Consider the following 21,563-nt stretch of genomic DNA (forward strand, 5'->3'; position numbering starts at 1 on the left):
CGGGGGTGGCCAAGACGCTGGCGGTGGGGACGCTGGCGCGGGTGGTCGGGGGGACGTTCGCGCGGTTGCAGTTCACGCCGGACCTGGTGCCGTCCGACATCGTCGGGACGCGGATCTACCATCCCTCGACCGAGCAGTTCGATGTGGAGCTCGGCCCGGTGTTCGTGAACTTCGTCCTCGCCGACGAGATCAACCGGGCGCCGGCGAAGGTGCAGTCGGCGCTGCTGGAGGTGATGGCCGAGCGGCAGGTGTCGCTCGGCGGGACGACGTTCGCGCTGCCGGCGCCGTTCATCGTGCTGGCGACGCAGAACCCGATCGAGTCCGAGGGCGTGTACCCGCTGCCGGAGGCGCAGCGGGACCGGTTCCTGATGAAGATCGACGTGCGGTATCCGGGGGCGCACGAGGAGCTGCAGATCCTGCGGCGGATGAGCGTGGACCCGCCGGAGGCCGATCCGCTGCTGACGCCGGAGCGGCTGATCGGGCTGCAGCGGGCGGCCGAGGAGGTGTCGGTGCACGAGCTGGTCGCCGACTACATCGTGCGGCTGGTGATGGCGACGCGCGAGCCCGAGCAGTACCGGCTGCCGGAGCTGCGGCCGGTGATCGAGATCGGTGCGTCGCCGCGCGCGACGCTGGGGCTGGTCGGCGCGGCGCGGGGGCTGGCGCTGCTGAACGGCCGCGACTACGTGCTTCCCGATGATGTGCGGGCGGTGGCGCGGGATGTGATGGCGCACCGGATCGTGCTGTCGTTCGACGCGCTGGCCGACGGGGTCGACACCGGGGATGTGGTGGAGCAGATCCTGGCGGCGGTGCCGCCGCCGCGGGTGGTGTGGAACCAGGGGACGGCGGCGGCCGGGCAGGTGACGGCCTGATGCCGCCCGAGGCCGGTTCCCCGCCCGCCGGGGGCGGCTCGCAGCAGCCGGGAGGCGGTCCGCCGCCGGGGGCCGGGCTGCCGCCGGGCGGCGCGTGGGGTGGGCGGCCGGAGTTCGCGCCGCCGCCCGCGCCGGGCCCGGCCGGGCGGGGGCCGCGGGACTCGCGGCTGGCCGAGCTGGTGCCGGAGCGGACGCTGCGGCGGCTGGAGCTGTCGGTGACGCGGCGCCTGGACGGGCTGCTGAACGGCGAGCACCTGGGGCTGCTGCCGGGTCCGGGGACCGAGGTCGCCGAGGCGCGGCTGTACCAGCCGGGTGAGGACGATGTGCGGCACATGGACTGGGCGGTGACGGCGCGGACGACGACGCCGCACGTCCGGGACCTGATCGCCGACCATGAGCTTGAGGTGTGGGCGCTGGCCGACCTGACCCCGTCGATGGGGTTCGGGACGGGCCGGATGGTCAAGCGTGACCTGGCGGTCGCGGCGCTCGCCGCGGTCGGGTTCCTGACGGTGCGGCTGGGTGACCGCGTCGGCGCGTACCTGCTGGACGCGCAGCGGCTGCGGCGGCGTCCGGCGCGGACGGGGAAGGCGGCGCTGTACGAGCTGCTGCAGGACGTGCTGGACACCGACCCGCACCGTCCAGGCGAGGCGCGTCCGGGCGGGACGCTCCGCACGCCCCGCATGGCGGGAGGGCGGCCGGACCTTGCGGCGGGGATCGAGTCGCTGCACCGGGGGCAGACCCGCCGCGGCCTGCGCGTGGTGATCTCCGACTTCCTCCCCGACGCCTCGTCCCCCGCGTCCGCCCACGCCGCGCAGAACCCGGGCGGGGCGCCGGCGTGGGAGCGGCCGCTGCGCAGGCTCGCCGCGCGGCACCAGGTGCTGGCGGTGGAGGTGATCGACCCGCGGGAGCTGGACCTGCCCGACATCGGCCCGGTGGAGATGACCGACCCGGAGACCGGCGCGACGGCCGAGGTGGTCCTGACGCGGAAGGTCCGCGAGCGGTACGCGGCGGCGGCGCGGGAGCAGCGGGAGGCGACCCGGGCGGCGCTGCGCCGGGCGGGCGCGCACCACCTGGTGCTGCGCACCGACCAGGACTGGGTGACCGACATCGCCCGGTTCGCCCTGCGGCGGCGGCGCGCGGCGGGACGCGCCGCGGGCCCGGCGGCCCGGACTGGGGGCTCGATGGCCCCGAGCAACTCTGTCGGCCCTTCGACCAGCGGCGCAGCCGCGGGAGCGCGCGCATGACCCTGTTGTCCCCCGGCCGGCTCTGGCTGCTGGTGCTGCTGCCGCTGCTCGCGGCGGTGTACGTGCTGCTGCAGCGCCGCCGCCGCAACTACGCGGTGCGGTTCACCAACCTGGCGCTGCTGCGGCAGGTCGCGCCGAAGCACCCGGGCTGGCGGCGGCACGTCGCCGCGGGCCTCTTCCTCGCCATGATCCTCATCATGGTGGTGGGGTTCGCGCGCCCGGCCGGGACGGTGAAGGTCCCCCGCGACCGCGCGACGATCATGGTGGCGGTGGACGTGTCGCTGTCGATGATGGCCAAGGACGTCCCGCCGAGCCGGGTCGAGGCGGCCAAGGCCGCGGCGAAGAGGTTCATCGGCGAGCTGCCCGCGCGGTTCAACGTCGGGGTGGTGTCGTTCGCGGGGAACGCGAACCTGATCGCGGCGCCGTCGGCCGACCGGCAGACCGCGCTGGCGTCGATCGACCAGCTGGTGCTGGCCAAGCGCACCGCGATCGGGGAGGCGGTGTTCACCTGCCTGCAGGCCGTCCGCACCTTCGACTCCCAGGCCAGCCAGGACCCGCCGCCCTCGCACATCGTGCTGCTGTCGGACGGCGACAACACCACCGGCCGGTCGGTGCAGGAGGCCGTGGACGCCAGCCGCGCCGCGCACGTCCCCGTCTCGACGATCGCGTTCGGCACCCCCTACGGCACCGTCGACATCGAGGGCGAGACGACCGGGGTGTCGGTGAACAAGGAGACCCTGCGGTCCCTCGCCGAGTCCACCGACGGCAAGGCCTACGAGGCCGAGTCCCTCGGGCAGCTCACCGACGTGTACAAGCACATCGGCAGCTCGCTGGGGTTCAAGACCGAGCACCGCGACATCTCCGCCCGGTTCATGGGGATCGCGCTGCTGTTCGCGCTGGCCGCCGCCGGAACGTCCCTGGCCTGGTTCTCCCGCCTCCCCTGACCCGCCACGGCCGCGTCTCCCGCTGAGCCGTCCGCGCCCCGGTCCCCTGTGCTTTCCAGGGGCCGGGGCGCGCGCACGCCGAACCCCAACGGCCCGGTCGGGGCCTGTCAGGCGGTTCCGGGGCCGGGGAGGTCCAGGACCGAGCGGGTCGGGTCGATCTGGATGATCTCGTAGCGGGCGGCGCCGGAGCGGTGGAAGGGGTCCTCGGTGACGATCCGCTCGATCCGCTCGCGGTCCGACCCGGCGGCGAGGATCGCGCCGCCGGTGCGCGGGACCTGCCGGGCGGTGAGCAGGAAGGTCCCGTCGTCGATGTACCGGTCGATGTAGGTGTAGTGCTCGTCGAGCATCTGGTCGATCTTCTCCAGCGCGCCGGGCTGGTAGTGCAGCAGCAGGATGAACATGCCGACAGTCAACGTCCGGCGGGACCGCGCGGTCCACGAGGCGGCGCCTTGGGGCCGGTAGGCGGCGCCTAACGCCGCAGTTCGCGCAGGATGCCCGGCAGCAGCGGGTGGGCGGCGCGTCCGGGCCAGGCGAGGGCGAACTCGGCGGCAGGGGCGGCGGACGCCAGCGGACGCCATGCCAGCCCCGGTTCGGCCTCGGCGGCGGGCCGCAGCGCCACGACGGGTTCGCCGCCGGTCAGTTCCGCGCGGGTGACGGCACGGCGGGCGGTGCTGATCCGCAGGCGGGGACGCCATCCGGCGCCGCGGCAGGCCGCCAGGAGCGCGTCGTGGTAGCCGGGGGCGAGGTCGCGGGGGAAGAACAGCAGGTCCTGGTCGTGCAGCTGCGTCCAGGCGACCCGGTCGGCGGCGGCGAGCGGGTGGTCGGCGGCCATGAGCACGCCGAGGGGCTCGCGGTGGACGACCCGCACCGCCAGCCCGCCCGCGCGCTCCCCACCCTGCCCGCCGGGCTGCGCTGAGACCTGCTCGAAGCCTTGCTCGGCGTCTGGCTCGGCGTCCTGCTCAGTGCGTGGCTCGGTTTCGTGGTGGAGGGGCATGGTGACGATGCCGAGGTCCAGGTCGCGGTGGCGCAGGCGCGGCAGTTGCCGGCCGGTGGGGACGTCCTCGAAGGCGACCTCGGCGCCCAGGGCGCGTGCCGCCGCGCGGATCAGGCCCGGCAGGTGGGCCGGGACGCCGGCGGGGAGCCCGACGGTGTAGGTCCGGACGGGTGCGGACGCCTGCTGGACGGCGCGGCGGGCGCGTCCGGCCGCGGCCAGCGCCGCGCGCGCCTCGGGCAGCAGCGCCTCCCCCGCCGCGGTGAGGGCCATGCCGGTGGCGGAGCGGTCGAACAGCCGCGCCCGCAGGTCCTGCTCCAGGGCGCGGATCTGCTGGCTCAGCGACGGGGACCGCAGCCCCAGCGCCTCGGCGGCGCGGGTGAGGTTCCCCTCGTCGGCCACCGCGCAGAAATACCTCAACTGCCGCAACTCCACGCCCCAAGGCTAGGGACTCCGCGGCGTCCCCTGCGCGGCGGATGGCGTTTCGGGGGCGCGGGGCGACGGCTGCGCCGGGCGCGGGAGGCAGCGCCGCAGGTCGGGCGGGGTGCGGGGCGGCGCGATCTGCAGCAGCGCCCACGCCGCCGCCAGCCCGCACACCGTCGCGAATAGGTGCCCCAGGTCCCACAGGGAGTGGTTCCACACCACCGGCCCGGCCACCCCGAACGCCAGCCCGCCGACCCCGGCCGCCAGCCACCATCCGCGCATCAGCAGCACCGCCGCGGCGCACCCCGACACCATCATGTACGACACGCCGACGTCGGTGGTGACGGCGAGCCGCGCGGGGGCGCGCTGGGTCTCCAGCGCGCGGGTCTCCACCACCGCCGTCAGCAGCGACCCCAGCACGTGCCCGCACAGCCCGACCAGCACGATCCGCGGCGTGCCGTAGTGGCGTTCGGCCCAGGCGACGACGGTGACGAACAGCGCGACGTACAGGGTGAGGCCCTCGCCCTTGTCGGCGACCCACAGCGCGCTGTCCAGCAGCGCCTTCAGCGGCGCGTGGTGCAGGTTGCGCAGGTTGGTGCTCTGCAGGGTGGTGAGCAGGTCGATGAGCTTGGGCGGGGCGGAGTACTGCACCAGCGTCGACGCGGTGAAGATCGCGACGTAGGCGAACGTCGCGGGCGCCGACAGCACCCAGGAGTGCGCCCGGCGCGTCCACGGCTCGCACCAGGACACCAGCCGCCCGGCGCGCTCCGACACCAGCCCGAGCGCCCGCAGCAGATACCAGCCGACCACGACCACGACGAACGCGACGACCATTCCCCGCCCCCGACCTCACCCCGCCGGCCCCTGCCCGGCGGGTCCCTGACCTGTCCCACTCTCCCCCACCGGCCCCTGCCCGGCCCGTCCGACCCGCCGACAACCCGCCCGCGGCCGACCCCGGCGGCCGGGCGGCACCCCGCGCACCAGCCGGGCAGGGGGCGGGACGGGCGGGCGGGTCGTGGCGGGTGGCGCGAGTGCGTGCGCGGCACTGATAACTTCGGCGGGCGTGGGGGAACACTACTTCGCGGCCAATCCCGGGACGCCGAGCCGTCCGCGGTCGGTCGATCTCGTCCTGCCCGATCTGCACCTGCGGCTGCGGACCGACTCGGGCATGTTCTCCCCCGACCGGCTCGACCCCGGGACGCGGATCCTGCTGGAGACCGTCCCACCGCCGCCCGCCCACGGGACGCTCCTGGACGTCGGCTGCGGCTACGGCCCGATCGCGCTGACGCTCGCCAAGCGCGCGCCCGCCGCGTCGGTGATCGGGGTGGACGTCAACGAACGCGCGCTGGAGCTGGCACGCGAGAACGCCGCGTCCGCCGGTGCGGCCAACGCGCGGTTCCTGCTGCCGGACGACGTCGACCCCGACCTGCGGTTCGACGCGCTGTGGTCCAACCCGCCGATCCGGATCGGGAAGGCCGCGCTGCACGAGCTGCTGCTGAGGTGGCTGCCGCGGCTGGCGCCCGGCGGGTCGGCGCACCTGGTCGTCCAGAAGCACCTGGGGTCGGACTCGCTGCAGCGCTGGCTCGACCAGCAGGGGTTCGCGACCCGCCGTATCGCCTCACGCTCCGCCTACCGGGTCCTGCACGTGGCGGCCCGTCCGCAGGAAGGTCACCTCCGATGAGCACCGCACGCGACACCAGCACCCGCGACAACGGCCGCGACGGCGCCCGGCCGGGGCGCCGGCAGCTGCGCCCCACCGACGTCAAGCGGCTGAACCGGGACTGGCGGCGCCGCACCGAGGGCCGCGTGGGGCTGCTGGTGGAGTCGGTGACCCAGCCGTTCAACATGGGGTCGATCATCCGCTCGGCCGCGGTGTTCGGGGTGGAGCGGATGTGGCTGGCCGGCAACGCGATCATGCCGGACCACCGCAACGTCGCCAAGACCGCCCTCGGCACCGAGCGGCTGGTCCCGTGGGAGCACGCCGGGCCGGTCGCCGACGCGGTCGCGGCGGTGCGGGAGCAGGAGCTGCGGCTGGTGGCGGTGGAGCTGACCGGCGACGCGGTCCCGCTGCACGACGCGCCGCTGGACGGGGACGTGTGCCTGGCGGTCGGCGGCGAGGACCACGGCTGCTCGCCCGCGCTGCTCGCCGCCGCCGACGCGGTCGCCTACATCCCCCAGATCGGACGGGTCGGGTCGCTGAACGTCGCGGTCGCGACGGCCGTGGCGCTCGCCGAGGCCCGCCGCCGCGAATGGTCCGCCACCGACTGACCCGGCGCCGACTGACCCGCCCGCCACTCCCCCTGCGCTGCCCTTGTTCCGGGGTGGCGGGGTCAGGAGGGGAAGCGCTCCATCAGCGCGGCGAACTCGGGCAGGGAGATGCGTCCGTCGCGGTCGCCGTCGGCCTCCACGACCACCTCGATCGCGCGCGTGTCGGAGATGTCCTGGCCGAGCGCGCGCATGAGGTTCTTCAGCTCGGCGGGCGAGATCTGCCCGTCCCCGTCGACGTCGACCATCTCGAACGTCGCGCGGTACTGCTCCGGATCGGCCATCGGCCCTCCCTGGTGCTCGGCACACCGGCGTCCTGCCGGCGGCGCGGTGCTGCCTGGATCCGGCCCGGTCGCCGGATCGGCAAGCGACCGTAGCACCCGTCCGGCAGCCGCCGCCTCACCGGTGACGGCACCGGCCCGGTAAGCACCGCCCCGGCCTGTACTCGGGGGCTCCGGCCCCGGCGCCGGTTCAGGCGGGGCCCGCGGGATGTGCGGGGCGCGGGGTGTGCGGGGTCAGCGGGCGCGGTCGTAGGTGAGGGACAGCTCGCCGAGCCTGCCGGCCTCCTGGCGGGTGAGGGTCCACTTGGTCGCGGGCAGGCCGTCGTCGAACAGCCGCGCCCCGACCCCGGCGATCTCCGGGACGACCAGCAGGTACAGGCGGTCGACCAGGTCGGCGGCCAGCAGCGGCCGGATGATGCTGGGGCTGCTGTTGACCAGGATGTCGCCGTCCCCGAGGGCCTTCAGCTCCTCGACCACCTCGGCGGCGGGCGCGTCGACGATCCGGGTCCGCTCCCACGGCGCCTCGACCAGCGTCGTCGACAGGACGACCTTCTCCACCCCGACGAGCCAGGAGGCGTAGCCGCGGTCGCGGGGGTCGGCGTCGGGGTCGTCGGCGACCGGCGGCCAGTAGCTCATGAACCCCTGCGCGCTTCCGCGGCCGAGGACGGCGGTGGTGGCGTGCTCGTGCAGGCGCGCGAGGTGGTCGCGGCCGAGGTCGGTCACCGCGTAGGGGACGATCGCGGACAGGTCGGCGGGGCCGCCGGGCCCGTGGTAGCGGCCGTCCATGGTGAGGCTGAGGTTCGCGGTGACCCTGCGTCCGGTCGTCTCGGTCATCGAATGCTCCCTGGCTCGTTGTCGGTGTCGGTGCGGCGGTCGGTTGCGGATGCGGACGCCGCGTCGGGGGCGGACGCGGCGTCCGGGCCGGAGGGGGCGGTTTCGGTAGGCGCGGTGAGGACGGCGGCGAGTTTGTCGAGGGTCTGGGAGAAGCCGAGTTCGATGCCGGCGATGAAGTCGGCGGAGTCGACCGTGCTGTCGGTGATCCGGACCTCCACCTCCAGGTCCGTCCCCGGATCCCCGCTGTCCCCGGCCCGCCTGGCGTGCCCAGGCCCCTGGCCGCGCCCGGGGCGCCGGTCGTGATCAGGCGCACCGGGCCCCGCACCCTCCCCGGAGCCCTGCCCGGCTCCGGGGACGGTGACGGGGTCGGCGGGGTGGAGGGAAAGGTCGACGTGGGCGGTGAAGGCGGTGCCGCCGCCGGGCAGCAGCGGCGAGTTGCGGTAGATGAGGCGCCGCCCGGGCCGGACGGTGTCGACGACACCTTCGGAGCGCCCCGCGGACGGGTCGGTGCCGGTGGTGTCCTCGGCGTCGCGGTAGGCCAGCACGATCCGCCCGCCCGGCTCGGCCTCGAAGACCAGCTCCGACAGGCGCAGATCGTCCGGCGCCCACCAGGCGGCGAGCAGGGCCGGTTCGGTGAGGTGCCGCCAGACCGCGGCGGGCGGGGCGGGCAGGCGGCGGTGGAAGCGGAACGCGCGGCCGTCGGCCCAGCCGGGCGCGTCCGCGGCGAGGCGTTCGGCGTGGACGCTGCGCCCGTAGCGGTCGAAGGCGGTGCCGGGACCGGTGGCGCGCGCGGCGGCGTCGGCGAGGGCGGTGAGCGCGGCGGCCAGGTCCCGCAGCGGCTCGGGCCGCAGCGCGTAGATGCGGCGCTGCCCCGCGCGGTGGGAGGTGACGATCCCGGCGCGCTCCAGCGTCTGCAGGTGCTTGGTGGTCTGCGGCTGGCGCGCTCCGGCGAGCCGGGCGAGGACCCCGACAGGGCGGGGCCGCTCGGCCAGCAGGGTCACCAGCCGCCGGCGCGCCGGATCGGCGAGGGCGGTGAGGAGCGCGTCCATGCCACACGAGTATTCTCCAGCACGAATATTCGTGTCAAGGAATACTTCAGGGGCGGCCGAGCGGCGCGTCCCCGGACAGGCGCGTGAGCTTGGCCGGGTTCCGGACGTAGTACAGCCCCGTGATCCGCCCCTCATCCACCCGGACCGCGACGATCCCGTCCAGCTCGCCCTCCACCCGCACCACCAACGCCGGATTCCCGTTCACCACCGTGTGCCCCGCCGTCACGTCCATCCCGTGCCGCGCGATCCCGCTGGCGATGAACCGACCCGCCCGCAGCGCACCCACCACCGGCTGCAGCGCCGCGCGCTTCACCCCGCCGCCGTCACTGAGCAGCACCACCTCCGGCGCCAGCACATCCAGCAGCCCCTGCAGATCCCCCGACTCCAGCGCCCGCCGGAACGACTCCAGCACCGCACGGGTCTCCCCCGCCGACACCGACCGCCGCGGACGCCGCGCATCCACATGCTGCCGCGCCCGGTAGGCGATCTGCCGCACCGCCGCCGGCGACCGCCCCACCGCACCCGCGATGTCGTCGTAATCCACCCCGAACGCCTCCCGCAGCACGAACACCGCCCGCTCGGTCGGCGACAGCGTCTCCAGCACCAGCATCAACGCCATCGACATGCTCTCCGCCAACTCGGCGTCCTCGGCGACATCCGGCGCCGTCGCGACCGGCTCGGGCAGCCACGGCCCCACATACGACTCCTTGCGCCGCGCCAGCGTCCGCAACCGGTTCAGCGCCTGCCGCGTCGTGATGCGGATCAGGTACGCGCGCGCGTCCCGGACCGTCCCCAGATCCACACCCGTCCACCGCAGCCACGTCTCCTGCAGCACGTCCTCAGCGTCGGCGGCCGACCCGAGCATCTCGTAGGCGACGGTGAACAGCAGGTTGCGGTGCGCGACGAACACCTCGGTCGCCTCGTCTCCCCCACCACCGGAGCTCTGCTGGTCGCTCATCCGCCCGTCCTTCGCACTCGCCGTTCACGGTCCGGGCATCAAGACACCGCCCGGCCCTCCCCCGTCACACCATGTGAGACGGATCACCCCACGTCACGCGCACGCGCGCGGCGTCCACGCGAGGGCGCGCGCCAGAGCATAGAACCGCGATCACCTGTGGGAGACTGGCGCCCGACGAAACGGGGGGCCGGCACAACCATGGGCGTAGTACGGATCACGCGTCCCAACGCGCGCTTCCAGCAGTGGGAAGCACTGCTGCGCAACCAGAACAAGCGGCAGCGCGCCGGGGAGTTCCTCGTCCAGGGCGTCCGCCCGATCACCCTCGCCGTCGAGCACGGCTGGACGATCCGCACCCTCATCCACGACGCCGACCGGCCCCTGTCACGCTGGGCCACCGGCATCCTGCAACGCGCCGGCGGCGACCGCGTCGCGATGTCCCCCGACCTGCTCCTGCAGCTCAGCGGCAAGGACCAGCAGACCCCCGAACTCGTCGCCGTCGCCGAACTGCCCCCCGACGACCTGGACCGCATCCCCGTCCCGCCCGACTTCCTCGGCATGGTCTTCGACCGCCCCACCACCCCCGGCAACATCGGCACCATCATCCGCTCCCTGGACGCCTTCGGCGGCGCCGGCCTGGTCGTCACCGGCCACTCCGCCGACCCCTACGACCCCAAGGCCGTCCGCGCCTCCACCGGCTCCCTCCTCGCCGTCCCCGTCGTCCGCGCCCGCTCCCACCGCGAGGTCCTCGACTGGACCGGCGACCTGCACGCCACCGGACGCCCCGTCCGGATCGTCGGCACCGACGAGCACGGCACCGCCGACCTCGCCGACGTGGACCTGACCGGCCCCACCCTCCTGGTCATCGGCAACGAGACCAACGGCCTCAGCGCCGGCTGGCGCGACGCCTGCGACGTGATCGCCCGCATCCCCATCGGCGGCTCCGCCACCTCCCTCAACGCAGCCAACGCCGCCACCGTCACCCTCTACGAAGCCACCCGCCAGCACCCCCGCCACACGACCTGACTCACCCCGCCCCGCTCGCGGCCCGGACGATCCCCGCGACCTCCCGGGCATGGGTGAACACCAGACCGTGGTCGCCGTCGATCCACGACACCGCCACCTGCGGGCACTCGCGCGCCAACGGCTCACCCCCGGCCCGCCAGTTCCGGTTCAGCCACGGCGCAGGCCCCTCCTCGTCACGGCCCGCCATCGACGTCGACATGACCGCGGTGACCGGCCCGTCCAGCCTCCGGTACCGGTCCAGAATCGCGGCCCGGACCTCGTCCACCTCCACGTTCACAGCGAAGATCTCCCCCGCCGACAGCAGCACCTGACGCGCCGTCCCCCGCAACGCCCGCTGCTCCCCCGCCATCTCCTCCCACATGGCACGGAACACCGGCGCGAGCTCCTCGGTGAGGAACGGCTCAGGCACCGGATTCGCCCCGTCGATGCAGCTCCCCGGCCAGCACCTCCAGATCGGCCTGCATCGCGTTCAGCCCCGGACACAGCACCAACACCGGCCCCCGCCCACCCCGCGACACCGGAATCGCCACATCCCTATGCCGAACCGTGAACCGCTCCGTCCCGCTGCCCTCAGAAGTCATGCGGTCCATTTTCGCTGACTGGACTGCCCTACTGATGTACGGATGTATTGCTCACAGCCAGGGCCTTTACACAGTAAGATAGGTAGTGGGATACAGAGGTGGTCGGCGGGAGCGGCCATAATCTGAGGGTGCGGTCAAGCAGCTCCTACGCCTTCCTCGACTATCCCGGTCCGATCCCCTTCGCCCACCGCGGCGGCGCGGGCGGACGCCCCGAGAACTCCATGGCGGCCTTCCAGCGCGCCGTCGACCTCGGCTACCGCTACCTGGAGACCGACGCGCACGCCACCGCCGACGGTGTCGTGGTCGCCTTCCACGACCGGACGCTCGACCGCGTCACCGACCGCTCCGGCGCCCTGGCGGCCCTCCCCTACGCCGAGGTCGCGCGGGCGCGGATCCACGGGACCGAACCCATCCCCCGCCTGGAGGACCTGATCGGCTCGTTCCCCGACGCCCGCTTCAACATCGACCTGAAGGAAGCGACGGTGATCGGGCCGCTCGCCCGCGTCCTGCACCGCACCAAGGCCTGGGACCGGGTCTGCCTCACGTCCTTCTCCACCCGCCGCCTCATGCAGATGCGCGCCCGGCTCCCGCTGTTCACCGACGAGGACGTCTGCACCTCCCTCGGCCCGCGCGGCATGATGGCGCTGCGCGCCAAGTCCTACGGCGGCCCGACCGCCAAGCTCGTCCGGCTCGCCGCGACCGGCGTCGCCTGCGCGCAGGTCCCCTACGGCCTCGGCCCCGTCCCCTTCGTCACCGAGGCGTTCATCGCCAAGGCCCACGAGCTCGGCCTGAAGGTCCACGCCTGGACGGTCAACGACCCCGCGATGATGGCCCGCCTCCTGGACATCGGCATCGACGGCATCATGACCGACGACCTCGTCGCCCTCCGCCACACCCTCTCCTCCCGCGGCCTCTGGCCCCACTAACCCCGCCCACCACGCTCAGAAGGTCCAGCTCCCGCCGCCGAGGAGCCGGTCCAGGTCGTCCGCGACCTGCGCGAGCAGCTCTTCGCCGAAGACGACGAGGGTCTGTTCGATGTAGTGGCCGAAGGTGCCCAGGCGGGCGTCGACGGTTGGGTCTCCGCAGGACGCCCCGGCGGGGCCCAGTGGTAGGAACGGACGGTCGTGACCTCACGAAATCCACTGCCAAGCAGAACATCACGCACCTGCCCGTCGGCGTCGGCGACCAGGAACCGCTTGAGCGGCGCATGGAACCGCCACAGCGGTAGCTGAGCCAGGAGTTCGGGGCGCGCCGCGGTCAGCCCACCGACGACGGCGTGAGCGGTGCCGGAAAGGTTCTCCAGCCAGCAGGCCGCCGTGCCCCTTCCCTGATGGGACAGGACACGGACCTCGACGTCCCAGTACGGGGTGGCGCGGAGGGCGTGCCAGGCCGCCAGGGGCACGCGGTGCGGACCGGTCCTCGCCGCGAGGTCGAGTGCCTGCCGCGCCCGCGGCTCATCCCACCGGACCGATGCGGTCTCCCACCCCGGCCCCGGCTCAGGCAAGTCGAGCTCGACGACCTCACCGACCAGGACGCTGCGCTCCCGACCTGCGGTGAAGCCGGACGCGTCGAGCGCGTCACGCAGGCGCGAAGCGGCCGCGTCGTGGTGGTACACACGCCACTCCACGGGTTCGGCACGCGCGGCTGCGGATGTCCGCACCTGCTCGACAAGCCGTCCGGCCGAAGCCGAGCGCGCTGCGTCCAGCGGACGGTGGTCGACGACGCAGTGGGTGCCGAAGTGCGTGAGGATCAGCGGGCCGATCCGCTCGACGAGCGTGCCAAGCCGCGGATGCGTTCGAACGTGTCCGCGCAGCGTGCCGTCGTGCTCCGCCAGGAGCTGCCCCACGTCCAACGCCACTGCGGAATTCAAGCAGGGGCAGCGCCTGGGGGCCAGCGGGTTTGGTGCGGGGGGGGTCAGGTGAGGCTGGGGCCTGGGGAGCGGGGGTCGCAGGCTAGGCGGTAGCCGCGTTTTACGACGGTTTCGACGATGCCGGCTCGGCCCAGGCCTCGGCGGAGGCGGGCCACGGCCATTTCCACGGCGTGCTCGTCGGCCTGCGGGCGTGCTTCGCGGCCCCACGCGGAACCGCCCAGCAGGGGACGGCCCGGCAGGACTCCGCACAGCTCCGCGCGCGACACCACGTGGCCCGGACGACGCGCCAGCGCCCGCAGGATCGCCATCGGCGCCGGCGCGATCGGGCGCAGCTGGCCGTCCAGCACCACCGCGTGCCCGCGCAGCTCCAGCAGCCCGCCGCGCACCCGCAACCGCCGCGCCCGCCGCCGCGGCAGGTCCGCCGCCAGCGCCCGCACCAGCGCACCGATCCGCGCCCGCTCCGGCTGCACCGTCGGCACCCCCCGCCCGGTCAGCGCGCGCGCCGTCACCGGACCCACGCACGCCGCGACCACACCGTCCCGCAACGCCTCCAGCAGCAGCTCCTCCAGCCCGTCGTCCGCCGCCACCGCCAGCGTCGCCGCCACCGCCGGCGCGCTGGTGAAGGTGATCGCGTCCACCGTGCCCGCCACCGCCTGACCCACCAGCCGCCGCAGCGGCGTCACATCCTCCACCCGCGCCCACCGGTACACCGGCACCTCGATCACCTCGGCGCCCGCCGCCCGCAGCGGCCCGGTCATGTCCTCCAGCTGCTCCCCGTACAGCTGCACCGCGATCCGCGCACCCGACAGGTCCTTCTCCAGCAGGTGCTCCAGCACCTCCGCGCACGACTCCGACTCCGGCGACCACCGCTCGGTCAGACCCTCCGACCGCAGCGCACCCCGCGCCTTCGGCCCGCGCGCCACCACATCGGCCGCGCCCAGCCGCGCCATCAGCGCCTCGCGCAGCCCCCAGCCGTCCGCCGCCTCCACCCACGCCCGGAACCCGATCCCGGTCGTCACCACCGCATGGTCCAGCGGACGCTCCAGACACGCCCGCGTCGCCGCCAGCAGCTCCACATCATCGGCCAGCGGCACCAGCCGGATCGCCGGCGCATGCACCACCCGCGCCCCCCGCCGCTCCAGCAGCACCGCCAGCTCCTCACGCCGCCGCGCCGCCGTCACCCCCACCGCGAACCCCGCCAGCGGCTCGCCCTCACCGTTCACCGGACGCCACCGTCCCCGCGCGATCCGCGGTATCAGCAGACGACGAAGCAGGCTGGGATGCCGGTTCCAGTGATACCTCGACCATGTCGTCTTGCACTCGGACGGCGAACACCGGCAGGCCCGGGCCCGGCTCGGAGAGGGACTCGCCCGTCCGCAGGTCGAACACGTGCTTGAACATCGGCGACGCCACCACCGGCACCCCGCCACGGCACCCCAGCAGCCCCCGCGACATCACCTGCGCCCCGCTGAACGGATCCAGGTTCCCCACCGCGTGCAGACCGCCCTCGAACGTCCGGAACAGCGCCACCTGCACCCCCGCCACCAGCGCCGCCGCCCCGCGCTCCGGCAGCAGATCGGTCAGCCGGCACACCCGGTGCCACCCCGACACCCCGGGCAGGGTCTCCACATCGCGCAACACGGTCATCGGCCCGCCACCTCCAGCTCCGCACCGGCCACCAGGACCGGCCTGATCTGATCCCGCTCGGTCTCGAACGCGATACTCGGATCCGGCACGTCCGGCGCGTTCACGAACGACACGAACCGCCGCATCCGCTCCGGATCGGCCAGCGTGTCCGCCCACTCGTCGGAATAGGACCCGACATGCCGCGCCATCGCCGCGTCCAGCTCACCCGCGATCCCCAGCCGGTCCTCCACGACCACCTCGCGCAGGTAGTCCAGGCCGCCGTCCAGCGACTCCAGCCAGCTCGCCGTCCGCTGCAACCGGTCCGCCGTCCGGATGTAGAACATCAGGAACCGGTCCACGTACCGGATCAGCTCCTCATCCGACAGGTCCGTCGCGAACAGGTCCGCATGCCGCGGCCGCATCCCGCCGTTCCCGCCGACGTACAGGTTCCAGCCGCCCTCGGTCGCGATCACCCCGAAGTCCTTGGCCTGCGCCTCCGCGCACTCCCGCGCGCACCCCGACACCGCCGCCTTGATCTTGTGCGGCGCGCGCAGCCCCCGGTACCGCAGCTCCAGCGCGATCGCCATCCCCACCGAGTCCTGCACCCCGTACCGGCACCACGTCGACCCCACGCACGACTTCACCGTCCGCAGCGCCTTGCCGTAGGCGTGCCCCGACTCGAACCCCGCGTCCACCAGCCGCCGCCAGATCAGCGGCAGCTGCTCCACCCGCGCCCCGAACAGGTCGATCCGCTGCCCGCCGGTGATCTTGGTGTAGAGGCCGAAGTCCCGCGCCACCTCACCGATCACGATCAGCCGCTCCGGCGTGATCTCCCCGCCCGGGATCCGCGGCACCACCGAGTACGTCCCGTTCTTCTGCAGGTTCGCCAGGTGGTGGTCGTTGGTGTCCTGCAGCGCCGCCTGCTCGCCGTCCAGGATGTGCCCGTTCCCCAGCGACGCCAGGATCGACGCCACCACCGGCTTGCAGATGTCGCAGCCCCGCCCCCGCCCGTGCTCGGCGATCAGCCGCGTGAACGTGGTGATCCCCGTGACCCGGACGATGTCGAACAGCTCCGCCCGGCTGTGCTCGAAGTGCTCGCACAGCGCCCGGCTGACCTCCACCCCGGCCGCCGTCAGCTCCGCGTCCAGGATCCGCTTCACCAGCGGCACGCAGCTCCCGCACGTCGTGCCCGCCCGCGTGCACGCCTTGACCTGCGCCACCTCGGTCAGGGACTCCGCGCGGATCCCGCTCCGGATCGCCTCCGCCGACACGTTGTTGCACGAGCAGATCACCGTCGCGCCCGGCAGATCACCGCCCGCCGCCTCCGTCCCGCCGAACAGCACCTGCTCCGGCGACCCCGGCAGCCGCGTCCCGACCTGCGCCCGCAGCGCCGGATACCCCGACGCGTCCCCGACCAGCACCCCGCCCAGCAGCGTCCGCGCATCGTCGCTGACGACCAGCCGCTTGTAGATCCCCGCCACCGGGTCGGTGTAGGTGACGTCCAGGCCGTCCGCGCGGAACGGGTCGCCGAAGCTCGCGACGTCGACGCCCATCAGCTTCAGCTTCGTCGACAGGTCCGCGCCCTCGAACCGCGCGGTGCAGTCCGTGTCGGACGCCGCCGCCAGCAGCTGGTCGGCGACCACCTCGGCCATGCTGAAACACGGCGCGACCAGCCCGTACACCTGGCCGTCCACCAGCGCGCACTCACCGATCGCGAACACCGCCGGATCGGACGTGCGGCACGCCTCATCCACCACGATCCCGCCGCGCTCACCCACCTGCAGGCCGCAGCCGCGCGCCAGCTCGTCCCGCGGGCGGACACCCGCGGAGAACACCACCACGCCCGCGTCCAGCGACGCGCCGCCGGCGAGCGCGACCGACGCGACCGCGCCGTCCTCGCCCGCCTCCAGCCGCTCCATCGGCGTGCCCGCGTGCACGTTCATGCCCAGCGCCTCGACGTGCCGGCGCAGCATCGCGCCGCCGCCTTCGTCCAGCTGGCGCGGCATCAGCCACGGCGCGACCTCGACCACGTGCGTCTCGACGCCCAGGCCCTGGACGGCGCGGGCGGCTTCGAGGCCGAGGAGCCCTCCCCCGACGACGACGCCTCCAGCCCCGGGCCTTGACAAAGTAAGGTTGGTGCAGTGCTCGCGGAGCGCGTCCAGGTCGTCGATCGTCCGGTAGACGAACACGCCCGGCAGATCCTTGCCCGGCACCGGCGGGACGAACGGCGCGGAACCGGTCGCCAGCACCAGCGCGTCGTACTCCACCACCAGCCCGGACGCGGTCGTTACGGTCCTGGCCGCAAGGTCGATCCCCGTCACCGGATCCCCGGCCACCACCCGCACCGCCTCGTCGTGCTCGGGCAGCGCCAGGTCGGCGTCCTCGGTCAGGTAGGAGGTCAGCGCCACCCGGTCGTAGGCGGCCCGGGTCTCCTCCCCGAGGACGGTCACCCGGCAGGTCCCGGCCGCGTCCCGCGCCCGCAGCGCCTCCACCAGCCGGTGCCCCGCCGGACCGTGCCCGACGACGACCACCCGAAGCGAACCCTCTCGGTCACCGTTCATGACCCGATCTTCAAACCGGGCCGTTTCGCGGCTGCGTCTCCTTTGTCACCGCCGTGTTAAAAGGGCCTCACCCCGAAATACCCCCGTCGTCATACCTCCGGCGGGCGTCCGGAACCCCTCCGGGAAAGGCGGAACCCGCCGGGAGCATCCACTCCCGGCGGGTTCCGCCGATCACGTTTTCGCCGGTCGGCCGGTCACGTCCTCGCAAACCCGCCGGCCATGTCCTGACCGTCTCGCCGATCGCTCTTCGGCGCGCTCCTCGGCGCGCTCGTCGAGCACGCACGAACGCGGCCGGCCGGCCCTTCGTCAGCCGGTCGGGACCGCGTCCTGGTCGGCCAGCCAGCCGACGATGCCCTCGACCGTGTCCCGGCAGCCGCCGCAACCCGTGCTCGCGCGGGTCCGCGCGCAGACCTCCTCCACCGTCCGGGCGCCGTCCTCCCAGCACGCGCGGATCCGGCCCTTGGACACGTTGTTGCACTGGCACACCGTCGCCGCGTCCGGCATCCGCACCGGAGAGTCGGCCTCGGTCGCGGCGCCCACGCCGGGGAACAGCAGCCCGAGCCGGTCGCTCGGCAGCGGCGCCGCCCGGTCGTACAGCATCGTGAGCGTCCCGGCGGTGCCGGTCTCGCCGAGCAGGATCGCGCCGACGACCCGGTCATCGCGGATCGCCACCTTCTTGTAGGTGCCGCGCCCCGCGTCGGTGAACCGGACGACCTCCACCTCCGGGTCGTCGTCGCCGTGGTGGGTCTCCCCCATCGACACCAGGTCCACCCCGGTCGCCTTCAGCCGGGTGATCTGCCGCGCGCCGGTGAACCGCGCGTCCGGGTCGGCGCCGGTCAGCAGGTCCGCGAGGATCTCGGCCTGCTCCCAGGCGGGCGCGACCAGCCCGTACACCGTGCCGTCGTGCTGGGAGCACTCGCCCAGCGCGCGGACGTCCGGGTCGTTCACCGAGGTCAGCGTCGCGTCCACGACCACGCCCCGCTCCACGGTGAGCCCGGCGTCGCGGGCGAGCGCCACGTCCGGACGGACGCCGCAGGCCATCACCACCACGTCGGCCTCCCGCGTCCCCTCGGCCAGCCGGACGCCCCGGACCCGGCCGTCCGCCACCTCCAGCGCGGTGACGGTCGCGTCCAGGTCGGCATCGATGCCGAGGCGGCGCAGCGTCCGCGCCAGCACCCGGCCCGCGCCCGGGTCGAGCTGCCGCTCCATCAGGTGCCCGGCCATGTGCACGACCGTGACGTCCAGGCCGCGCCCGACCAGGCCGCGCGCCGCCTCGATGCCCAGCAGGCCGCCGCCGACCACGACCGCCGTCCGCGCGCCCTCGGCGGCGGCGACGATCGCGCGGCAGTCGTCCATCGTGCGGAACGCGATCGCGCCGTCCGGCAGGCCGCCGTCCTTGCCGTCGCGGGTGCCGGGGACGGGCGGGACGAACGCGGTGCTGCCCGTCGCCAGGACGAGCGTCCCGTACGGTGTCTCGCTGCCATCCGCCGCCCGGACGATTTTGCGTTCGCGGTCGATCGCCACGACCTCGACACCGAGCCTGGCGTCCACACCGTTCGCCTCGTACCAGGCCGGATCGACCAGGCCGATGCTGCCCGGCTCGGCGACCCCGGCCAGCACGTTCGACAGCAGCACCCGGTTGTAGGGCTGCTCGGCCTCCGCGCCGAACACCGTGAGCGGCACGTCCCGGTCCCGGTCGCGGATGGCGGTCACCAGCCGCGAGCCGGCCATGCCGTTCCCGACGACGACGATCCGGCCCGCCACGGCCCCGGCCTTCATGGGCTCGCGCTCCAGCCCGTCCTTCACGACGCGTCCTCTCCCGCCGGTCCGGCCGGTTCCAGCCGGACGGCGCACACCTTGAACTCCGGCATCCGCGAGACCGGATCGAGCGCGGGGTTGGTCAGCAGGTTCGCGCTGCCCTCCCCCGCCCAGTGGAACGGGACGAACACCGTGTCGTCCCGGATGTCGCCGGTCAGCCGGGCCCGGACGGTCGCGCTCCCGCGGCGGCTGCTGAGCCGCACGTCGGCGCCGTCCGCGATGCCGAGCCGCTCGGCCAGGTCGGGGTGCAGCTCCACGAACGGGGCCGGCGCCGCCTCGGCCAGCGCCGCGACCCGGCGGGTCTGCGCGCCGCTCTGGTACTGCGCCAGGACGCGCCCGGTCGTCAGGTACACCGGGTAGGCGGCGTCGACGTCCTCGGCCGGGCCGCGGTGCTCCACCGGGACGAACCGGGCCCGCCCGTCCGGCGTCGGGAACCGGTCCAGGTAGGGGCGGGGCGTCCCGGGGTGGTCCTCGCTCGGGCACGGCCAGAACACGCCGCCCTCGCGCTCGATCCGCCCGTAGGTGATGCCGGCGTAGTCGGCCGGGCCGCCGGCGCTGGCCGCACGCAGCTCCTCGAACACCTCGGCCGGGTCCGTCGACCACTTGCCGGGCGCGGCCAGCCGCCCGGCGAGCGCGGAGATGATCTCCAGGTCGGTGCGGACGCCGTCCGGCGCTGCGACCGCCCGGCGGCGGCGCAGCACGCGGCCCTCCAGGTTCGTCATCGTCCCGGACTCCTCGGCCCACTGCGTGGTCGGCAGCACGACGTCGGCGCGGCGCGCGGTCTCCGACGGGACGAAGTCCGCGACGACCAGCAGGTCCAGCGCGTCCAGGCGGTCGGCGACGGCGGCCGCGCGCGGCGCCGACACCACCGGGTTCGAGCCGAACAGCAGCAGCGCCTTCGGGCCGTCCGGAGTGCCGAGCGCGTCCAGCAGCTCGTAGGCGGACCGTCCCGGGCCCGGCAGGACGGCCGGGTCGACGCCCCACACGGCGGCGACGTGCGCGCGGGCCCCCGGGTCGTCGATGCGCCGGTAGCCGGGGAGCTGGTCGGCCTTCTGCCCGTGCTCGCGCCCGCCCTGCCCGTTGCCCTGCCCGGTGATGCACCCGTACCCCGAGCCCTCGCGGCCGGGCAGGCCCAGCGCGAGCGCCAGGTTCACGAACGCCGACACCGTGTCGACGCCATTGGCGTGCTGCTCTCCGCCGCGTCCGGTGAGGATGTGCGCGCGCTCCCCGCCCGCCAGCAGCCGGACCGCCTCCCGCAGGTGCGGCTCGGGCACGCCGGTGATGCGCTCCACCCGTCCGGGCCAGTAGCCGTTCACCGCCATCCGGACGGCCTCGAACCCGGACGTGCGGGACGCGATGTACGCCTCGTCCACCAGGCCCTCGGCGATCGCCAGGTGCAGCAGGCCGTTGGCCAGCGCCAGGTCGGTGCCCGGCAGCGGACGCAGGTGCAGGTCCGCCACCCGCGCGGTCGCCGTGCGGCGCGGATCGACGACGATCAGCGCGCCGCCGCGGTCGCGCATGTCGGACAGGTGCCGCATGAACGGCGGCATCGTCTCGGCGGGGTTGCCGCCGACCAGCAGCACCGCGTCCGACCGGCCGAGGTCGGTGATCGGGCCGGGCAGGCCGCGGTCCATCCCGAACGCCCGCAGCGACGCCGCGGCCGCCGACGACATGCAGAACCGGCCGTTGTAGTCGATCTGCGAGGTGCCGAGCCCGATCCGCGCGAACTTCCCCAGCTGGTAGGCCTTCTCGTTGGTCAGCCCGCCGCCGCCGAACACCGCGACCGCGTCCGGGCCGTGCGCCGCGCGCAGCGCCGCCGCCTCGGCGGCGATCCGGTCCAGCGCCTCGTCCCAGGTGCAGGGCTCCAGCGGCGCGTCCCGGCGCGGACGCATCAGGGGCGCCGTCAGCCGGTCCGGGACGGTGAGCAGGTCGGCGGCCGTCCAGCCCTTCTGGCACAGCCCGCCCCGGTTGGCGGGCACGTCCTCGCGCGGCGCCACCGCCGGCGGGCCGTCCCCGGGAGTCAGGGTCATGCCGCACTGCAGCGCGCAGTACGGGCAGTGCGTCGGGGTCGCGGTCATGCCCGGAAGCCTGCGCAGGCGCCGTTTCGCGCGCGCTTCCCGTCGGTGACCCGGGCGTTAAAAGCGCCTCACCACGCCGCCCCTGCCAAGGTCAGACGGGCCAGCGGAAAGTCTTGACGGACCTGACCCATCCCGTGTCAAGCGTTGT

Annotated in this window: 22 protein-coding genes; 7 read left to right on the forward strand and 15 right to left on the reverse strand. The window is 74.4% G+C overall.

All coding sequences use genetic code 11. From position 1 onward, the window contains the following. The 3 genes from FHU30_RS43840 to FHU30_RS43850 form a co-directional block, all read left to right on the forward strand. A partial coding sequence (locus FHU30_RS43840) for an AAA family ATPase (RefSeq protein WP_253883652.1) occupies positions 1–869 on the forward strand: 869 nt, incomplete at its 5' end. After that, positions 869–2,113, forward strand: a complete 1,245-nt coding sequence (locus FHU30_RS43845) for a DUF58 domain-containing protein (protein ID WP_253883653.1) — start codon at positions 869–871, stop codon at positions 2,111–2,113. The genes FHU30_RS43840 and FHU30_RS43845, both read left to right, overlap by 1 nt. Next, a complete protein-coding gene (locus tag FHU30_RS43850; protein WP_253883654.1) occupies positions 2,110–3,057 on the forward strand; it encodes a VWA domain-containing protein in 948 nt (315 codons plus the stop codon). The genes FHU30_RS43845 and FHU30_RS43850 overlap by 4 nt, the downstream gene beginning before the upstream one ends. Positions 3,058–3,164: 107 nt before the next feature. On the opposite strand, the gene FHU30_RS43855 is transcribed toward FHU30_RS43850, so the two are convergent. From FHU30_RS43855 to FHU30_RS43865, 3 genes are all read right to left on the reverse strand, one after another. Then, the gene (locus FHU30_RS43855) at positions 3,165–3,458 is read right to left on the reverse strand and encodes a YciI family protein (protein ID WP_253883655.1); all 294 of its coding nucleotides are present in this window, start codon (positions 3,456–3,458) and stop codon (positions 3,165–3,167) included. A 68-nt stretch (positions 3,459–3,526) separates the two neighbouring features. Continuing rightward, a complete protein-coding gene (locus tag FHU30_RS43860; protein WP_253883656.1) occupies positions 3,527–4,483 on the reverse strand; it encodes a LysR family transcriptional regulator in 957 nt (318 codons plus the stop codon). Between the two features lie 9 nt (positions 4,484–4,492). Continuing rightward, positions 4,493–5,305: a rhomboid-like protein gene (locus tag FHU30_RS43865; protein WP_253883657.1), complete on the reverse strand. Its 813-nt coding sequence runs from the start codon at positions 5,303–5,305 to the stop codon at positions 4,493–4,495. Positions 5,306–5,534: 229 nt separating this feature from the next. Here FHU30_RS43865 and FHU30_RS43870 point away from each other — a divergent pair, with 229 nt between their 5' ends. Continuing rightward, positions 5,535–6,152 carry a class I SAM-dependent methyltransferase gene (locus FHU30_RS43870; RefSeq protein WP_253883658.1) on the forward strand — a complete coding sequence of 206 codons (618 nt, stop codon included), beginning with the start codon at positions 5,535–5,537 and terminating at the stop codon, positions 6,150–6,152. Beyond that, positions 6,149–6,739, forward strand: a complete 591-nt coding sequence (locus FHU30_RS43875) for a TrmH family RNA methyltransferase (RefSeq protein WP_253883659.1) — start codon at positions 6,149–6,151, stop codon at positions 6,737–6,739. Before FHU30_RS43870 ends, FHU30_RS43875 begins: the two co-directional genes overlap by 4 nt. Before the next feature lie 62 nt (positions 6,740–6,801). Here FHU30_RS43875 and FHU30_RS43880 read toward each other — a convergent pair whose 3' ends face one another. From FHU30_RS43880 to FHU30_RS43895, 4 genes are all read right to left on the reverse strand, one after another. Beyond that, positions 6,802–7,020, reverse strand: a complete 219-nt coding sequence (locus FHU30_RS43880) for an EF-hand domain-containing protein (protein WP_253883660.1) — start codon at positions 7,018–7,020, stop codon at positions 6,802–6,804. 231 nt (positions 7,021–7,251) lie between these two features. Next, positions 7,252–7,851, reverse strand: a complete 600-nt coding sequence (locus FHU30_RS43885; RefSeq protein ID WP_253883661.1) for a dihydrofolate reductase family protein — start codon at positions 7,849–7,851, stop codon at positions 7,252–7,254. After that, entirely contained in the window at positions 7,848–8,900 is a 1,053-nt protein-coding gene (locus tag FHU30_RS43890) for a metalloregulator ArsR/SmtB family transcription factor (RefSeq protein ID WP_253883662.1), read from the reverse strand. Before FHU30_RS43890 ends, FHU30_RS43885 begins: the two co-directional genes overlap by 4 nt. A gap of 46 nt (positions 8,901–8,946) precedes the next feature. After that, positions 8,947–9,858 carry an RNA polymerase sigma-70 factor gene (locus tag FHU30_RS43895; RefSeq protein ID WP_253883663.1) on the reverse strand — a complete coding sequence of 304 codons (912 nt, stop codon included), beginning with the start codon at positions 9,856–9,858 and terminating at the stop codon, positions 8,947–8,949. Between the two features lie 198 nt (positions 9,859–10,056). Here FHU30_RS43895 and FHU30_RS43900 point away from each other — a divergent pair, with 198 nt between their 5' ends. Beyond that, entirely contained in the window at positions 10,057–10,881 is an 825-nt protein-coding gene (locus FHU30_RS43900) for a TrmH family RNA methyltransferase (RefSeq protein ID WP_253883664.1), read from the forward strand. Position 10,882: 1 nt separating this feature from the next. Here FHU30_RS43900 and FHU30_RS43905 read toward each other — a convergent pair whose 3' ends face one another. Together FHU30_RS43905 and FHU30_RS43910 are read right to left on the reverse strand one after the other, a co-directional pair. After that, positions 10,883–11,290 carry a hypothetical protein gene (locus FHU30_RS43905; protein WP_253883665.1) on the reverse strand — a complete coding sequence of 136 codons (408 nt, stop codon included), beginning with the start codon at positions 11,288–11,290 and terminating at the stop codon, positions 10,883–10,885. Beyond that, complete coding sequence (locus FHU30_RS43910) at positions 11,283–11,462, reverse strand: hypothetical protein (protein WP_253883666.1); 180 nt, start codon at positions 11,460–11,462, stop codon at positions 11,283–11,285. Before FHU30_RS43910 ends, FHU30_RS43905 begins: the two co-directional genes overlap by 8 nt. Before the next feature lie 128 nt (positions 11,463–11,590). On the opposite strand from FHU30_RS43910, the gene FHU30_RS43915 reads away from it, so the two are divergent. Beyond that, a complete protein-coding gene (locus tag FHU30_RS43915) occupies positions 11,591–12,388 on the forward strand; it encodes a glycerophosphodiester phosphodiesterase family protein (RefSeq protein ID WP_253883667.1) in 798 nt (265 codons plus the stop codon). Here the strand turns inward: FHU30_RS43915 and FHU30_RS43920 are convergent. The 6 genes from FHU30_RS43920 to FHU30_RS43945 form a co-directional block, all read right to left on the reverse strand. Next, complete coding sequence (locus tag FHU30_RS43920; RefSeq protein WP_253883668.1) at positions 12,385–13,320, reverse strand: hypothetical protein; 936 nt, start codon at positions 13,318–13,320, stop codon at positions 12,385–12,387. The two genes, FHU30_RS43915 and FHU30_RS43920, sit on opposite strands and share 4 nt — an antisense overlap. Positions 13,321–13,376: 56 nt before the next feature. Then, entirely contained in the window at positions 13,377–14,555 is a 1,179-nt protein-coding gene (locus tag FHU30_RS43925) for a uroporphyrinogen-III synthase (RefSeq protein WP_253883669.1), read from the reverse strand. Next, positions 14,545–14,979: a nitrite reductase small subunit NirD gene (gene nirD / locus FHU30_RS43930; protein ID WP_253883670.1), complete on the reverse strand. Its 435-nt coding sequence runs from the start codon at positions 14,977–14,979 to the stop codon at positions 14,545–14,547. Before nirD ends, FHU30_RS43925 begins: the two co-directional genes overlap by 11 nt. Continuing rightward, positions 14,976–17,519, reverse strand: a complete 2,544-nt coding sequence (gene nirB, locus FHU30_RS43935; RefSeq protein ID WP_253883671.1) for a nitrite reductase large subunit NirB — start codon at positions 17,517–17,519, stop codon at positions 14,976–14,978. The genes nirD and nirB overlap by 4 nt, the downstream gene beginning before the upstream one ends. Positions 17,520–17,825: 306 nt before the next feature. Then, a complete protein-coding gene (locus FHU30_RS43940) occupies positions 17,826–19,325 on the reverse strand; it encodes an FAD-dependent oxidoreductase (protein WP_253883672.1) in 1,500 nt (499 codons plus the stop codon). After that, complete coding sequence (locus FHU30_RS43945; protein WP_253883673.1) at positions 19,322–21,415, reverse strand: molybdopterin oxidoreductase family protein; 2,094 nt, start codon at positions 21,413–21,415, stop codon at positions 19,322–19,324. The genes FHU30_RS43940 and FHU30_RS43945 overlap by 4 nt, the downstream gene beginning before the upstream one ends. Between the last annotated feature and the right edge of the window lie 148 nt (positions 21,416–21,563).

The organism is Actinomadura rupiterrae, from assembly GCF_024172125.1.
Classification (GTDB): Bacteria; Actinomycetota; Actinomycetes; order Streptosporangiales; family Streptosporangiaceae; genus Spirillospora; species Spirillospora rupiterrae.

Bases quoted from the DNA above. Each gene is read 5' to 3' on its own strand.
- FHU30_RS43945 (WP_253883673.1), bottom strand. From the start codon at position 21,415: ATGACCGCGACCCCGACGCACTGCCCGTACTGCGCGCTGCAGTGCGGC.
- FHU30_RS43885 (WP_253883661.1), bottom strand. From the start codon at position 7,851: ATGACCGAGACGACCGGACGCAGGGTCACCGCGAACCTCAGCCTCACC.
- nirD (WP_253883670.1), bottom strand. From the start codon at position 14,979: ATGACCGTGTTGCGCGATGTGGAGACCCTGCCCGGGGTGTCGGGGTGG.
- FHU30_RS43845 (WP_253883653.1), top strand. From the start codon at position 869: ATGCCGCCCGAGGCCGGTTCCCCGCCCGCCGGGGGCGGCTCGCAGCAG.
- nirB (WP_253883671.1), bottom strand. From the start codon at position 17,519: ATGAACGGTGACCGAGAGGGTTCGCTTCGGGTGGTCGTCGTCGGGCAC.
- FHU30_RS43890 (WP_253883662.1), bottom strand. From the start codon at position 8,900: ATGGACGCGCTCCTCACCGCCCTCGCCGATCCGGCGCGCCGGCGGCTG.
- FHU30_RS43880 (WP_253883660.1), bottom strand. From the start codon at position 7,020: ATGGCCGATCCGGAGCAGTACCGCGCGACGTTCGAGATGGTCGACGTC.
- FHU30_RS43850 (WP_253883654.1), top strand. From the start codon at position 2,110: ATGACCCTGTTGTCCCCCGGCCGGCTCTGGCTGCTGGTGCTGCTGCCG.
- FHU30_RS43855 (WP_253883655.1), bottom strand. From the start codon at position 3,458: ATGTTCATCCTGCTGCTGCACTACCAGCCCGGCGCGCTGGAGAAGATC.
- FHU30_RS43900 (WP_253883664.1), top strand. From the start codon at position 10,057: ATGGGCGTAGTACGGATCACGCGTCCCAACGCGCGCTTCCAGCAGTGG.
- FHU30_RS43895 (WP_253883663.1), bottom strand. From the start codon at position 9,858: ATGAGCGACCAGCAGAGCTCCGGTGGTGGGGGAGACGAGGCGACCGAG.
- FHU30_RS43875 (WP_253883659.1), top strand. From the start codon at position 6,149: ATGAGCACCGCACGCGACACCAGCACCCGCGACAACGGCCGCGACGGC.
- FHU30_RS43865 (WP_253883657.1), bottom strand. From the start codon at position 5,305: ATGGTCGTCGCGTTCGTCGTGGTCGTGGTCGGCTGGTATCTGCTGCGG.
- FHU30_RS43910 (WP_253883666.1), bottom strand. From the start codon at position 11,462: ATGACTTCTGAGGGCAGCGGGACGGAGCGGTTCACGGTTCGGCATAGG.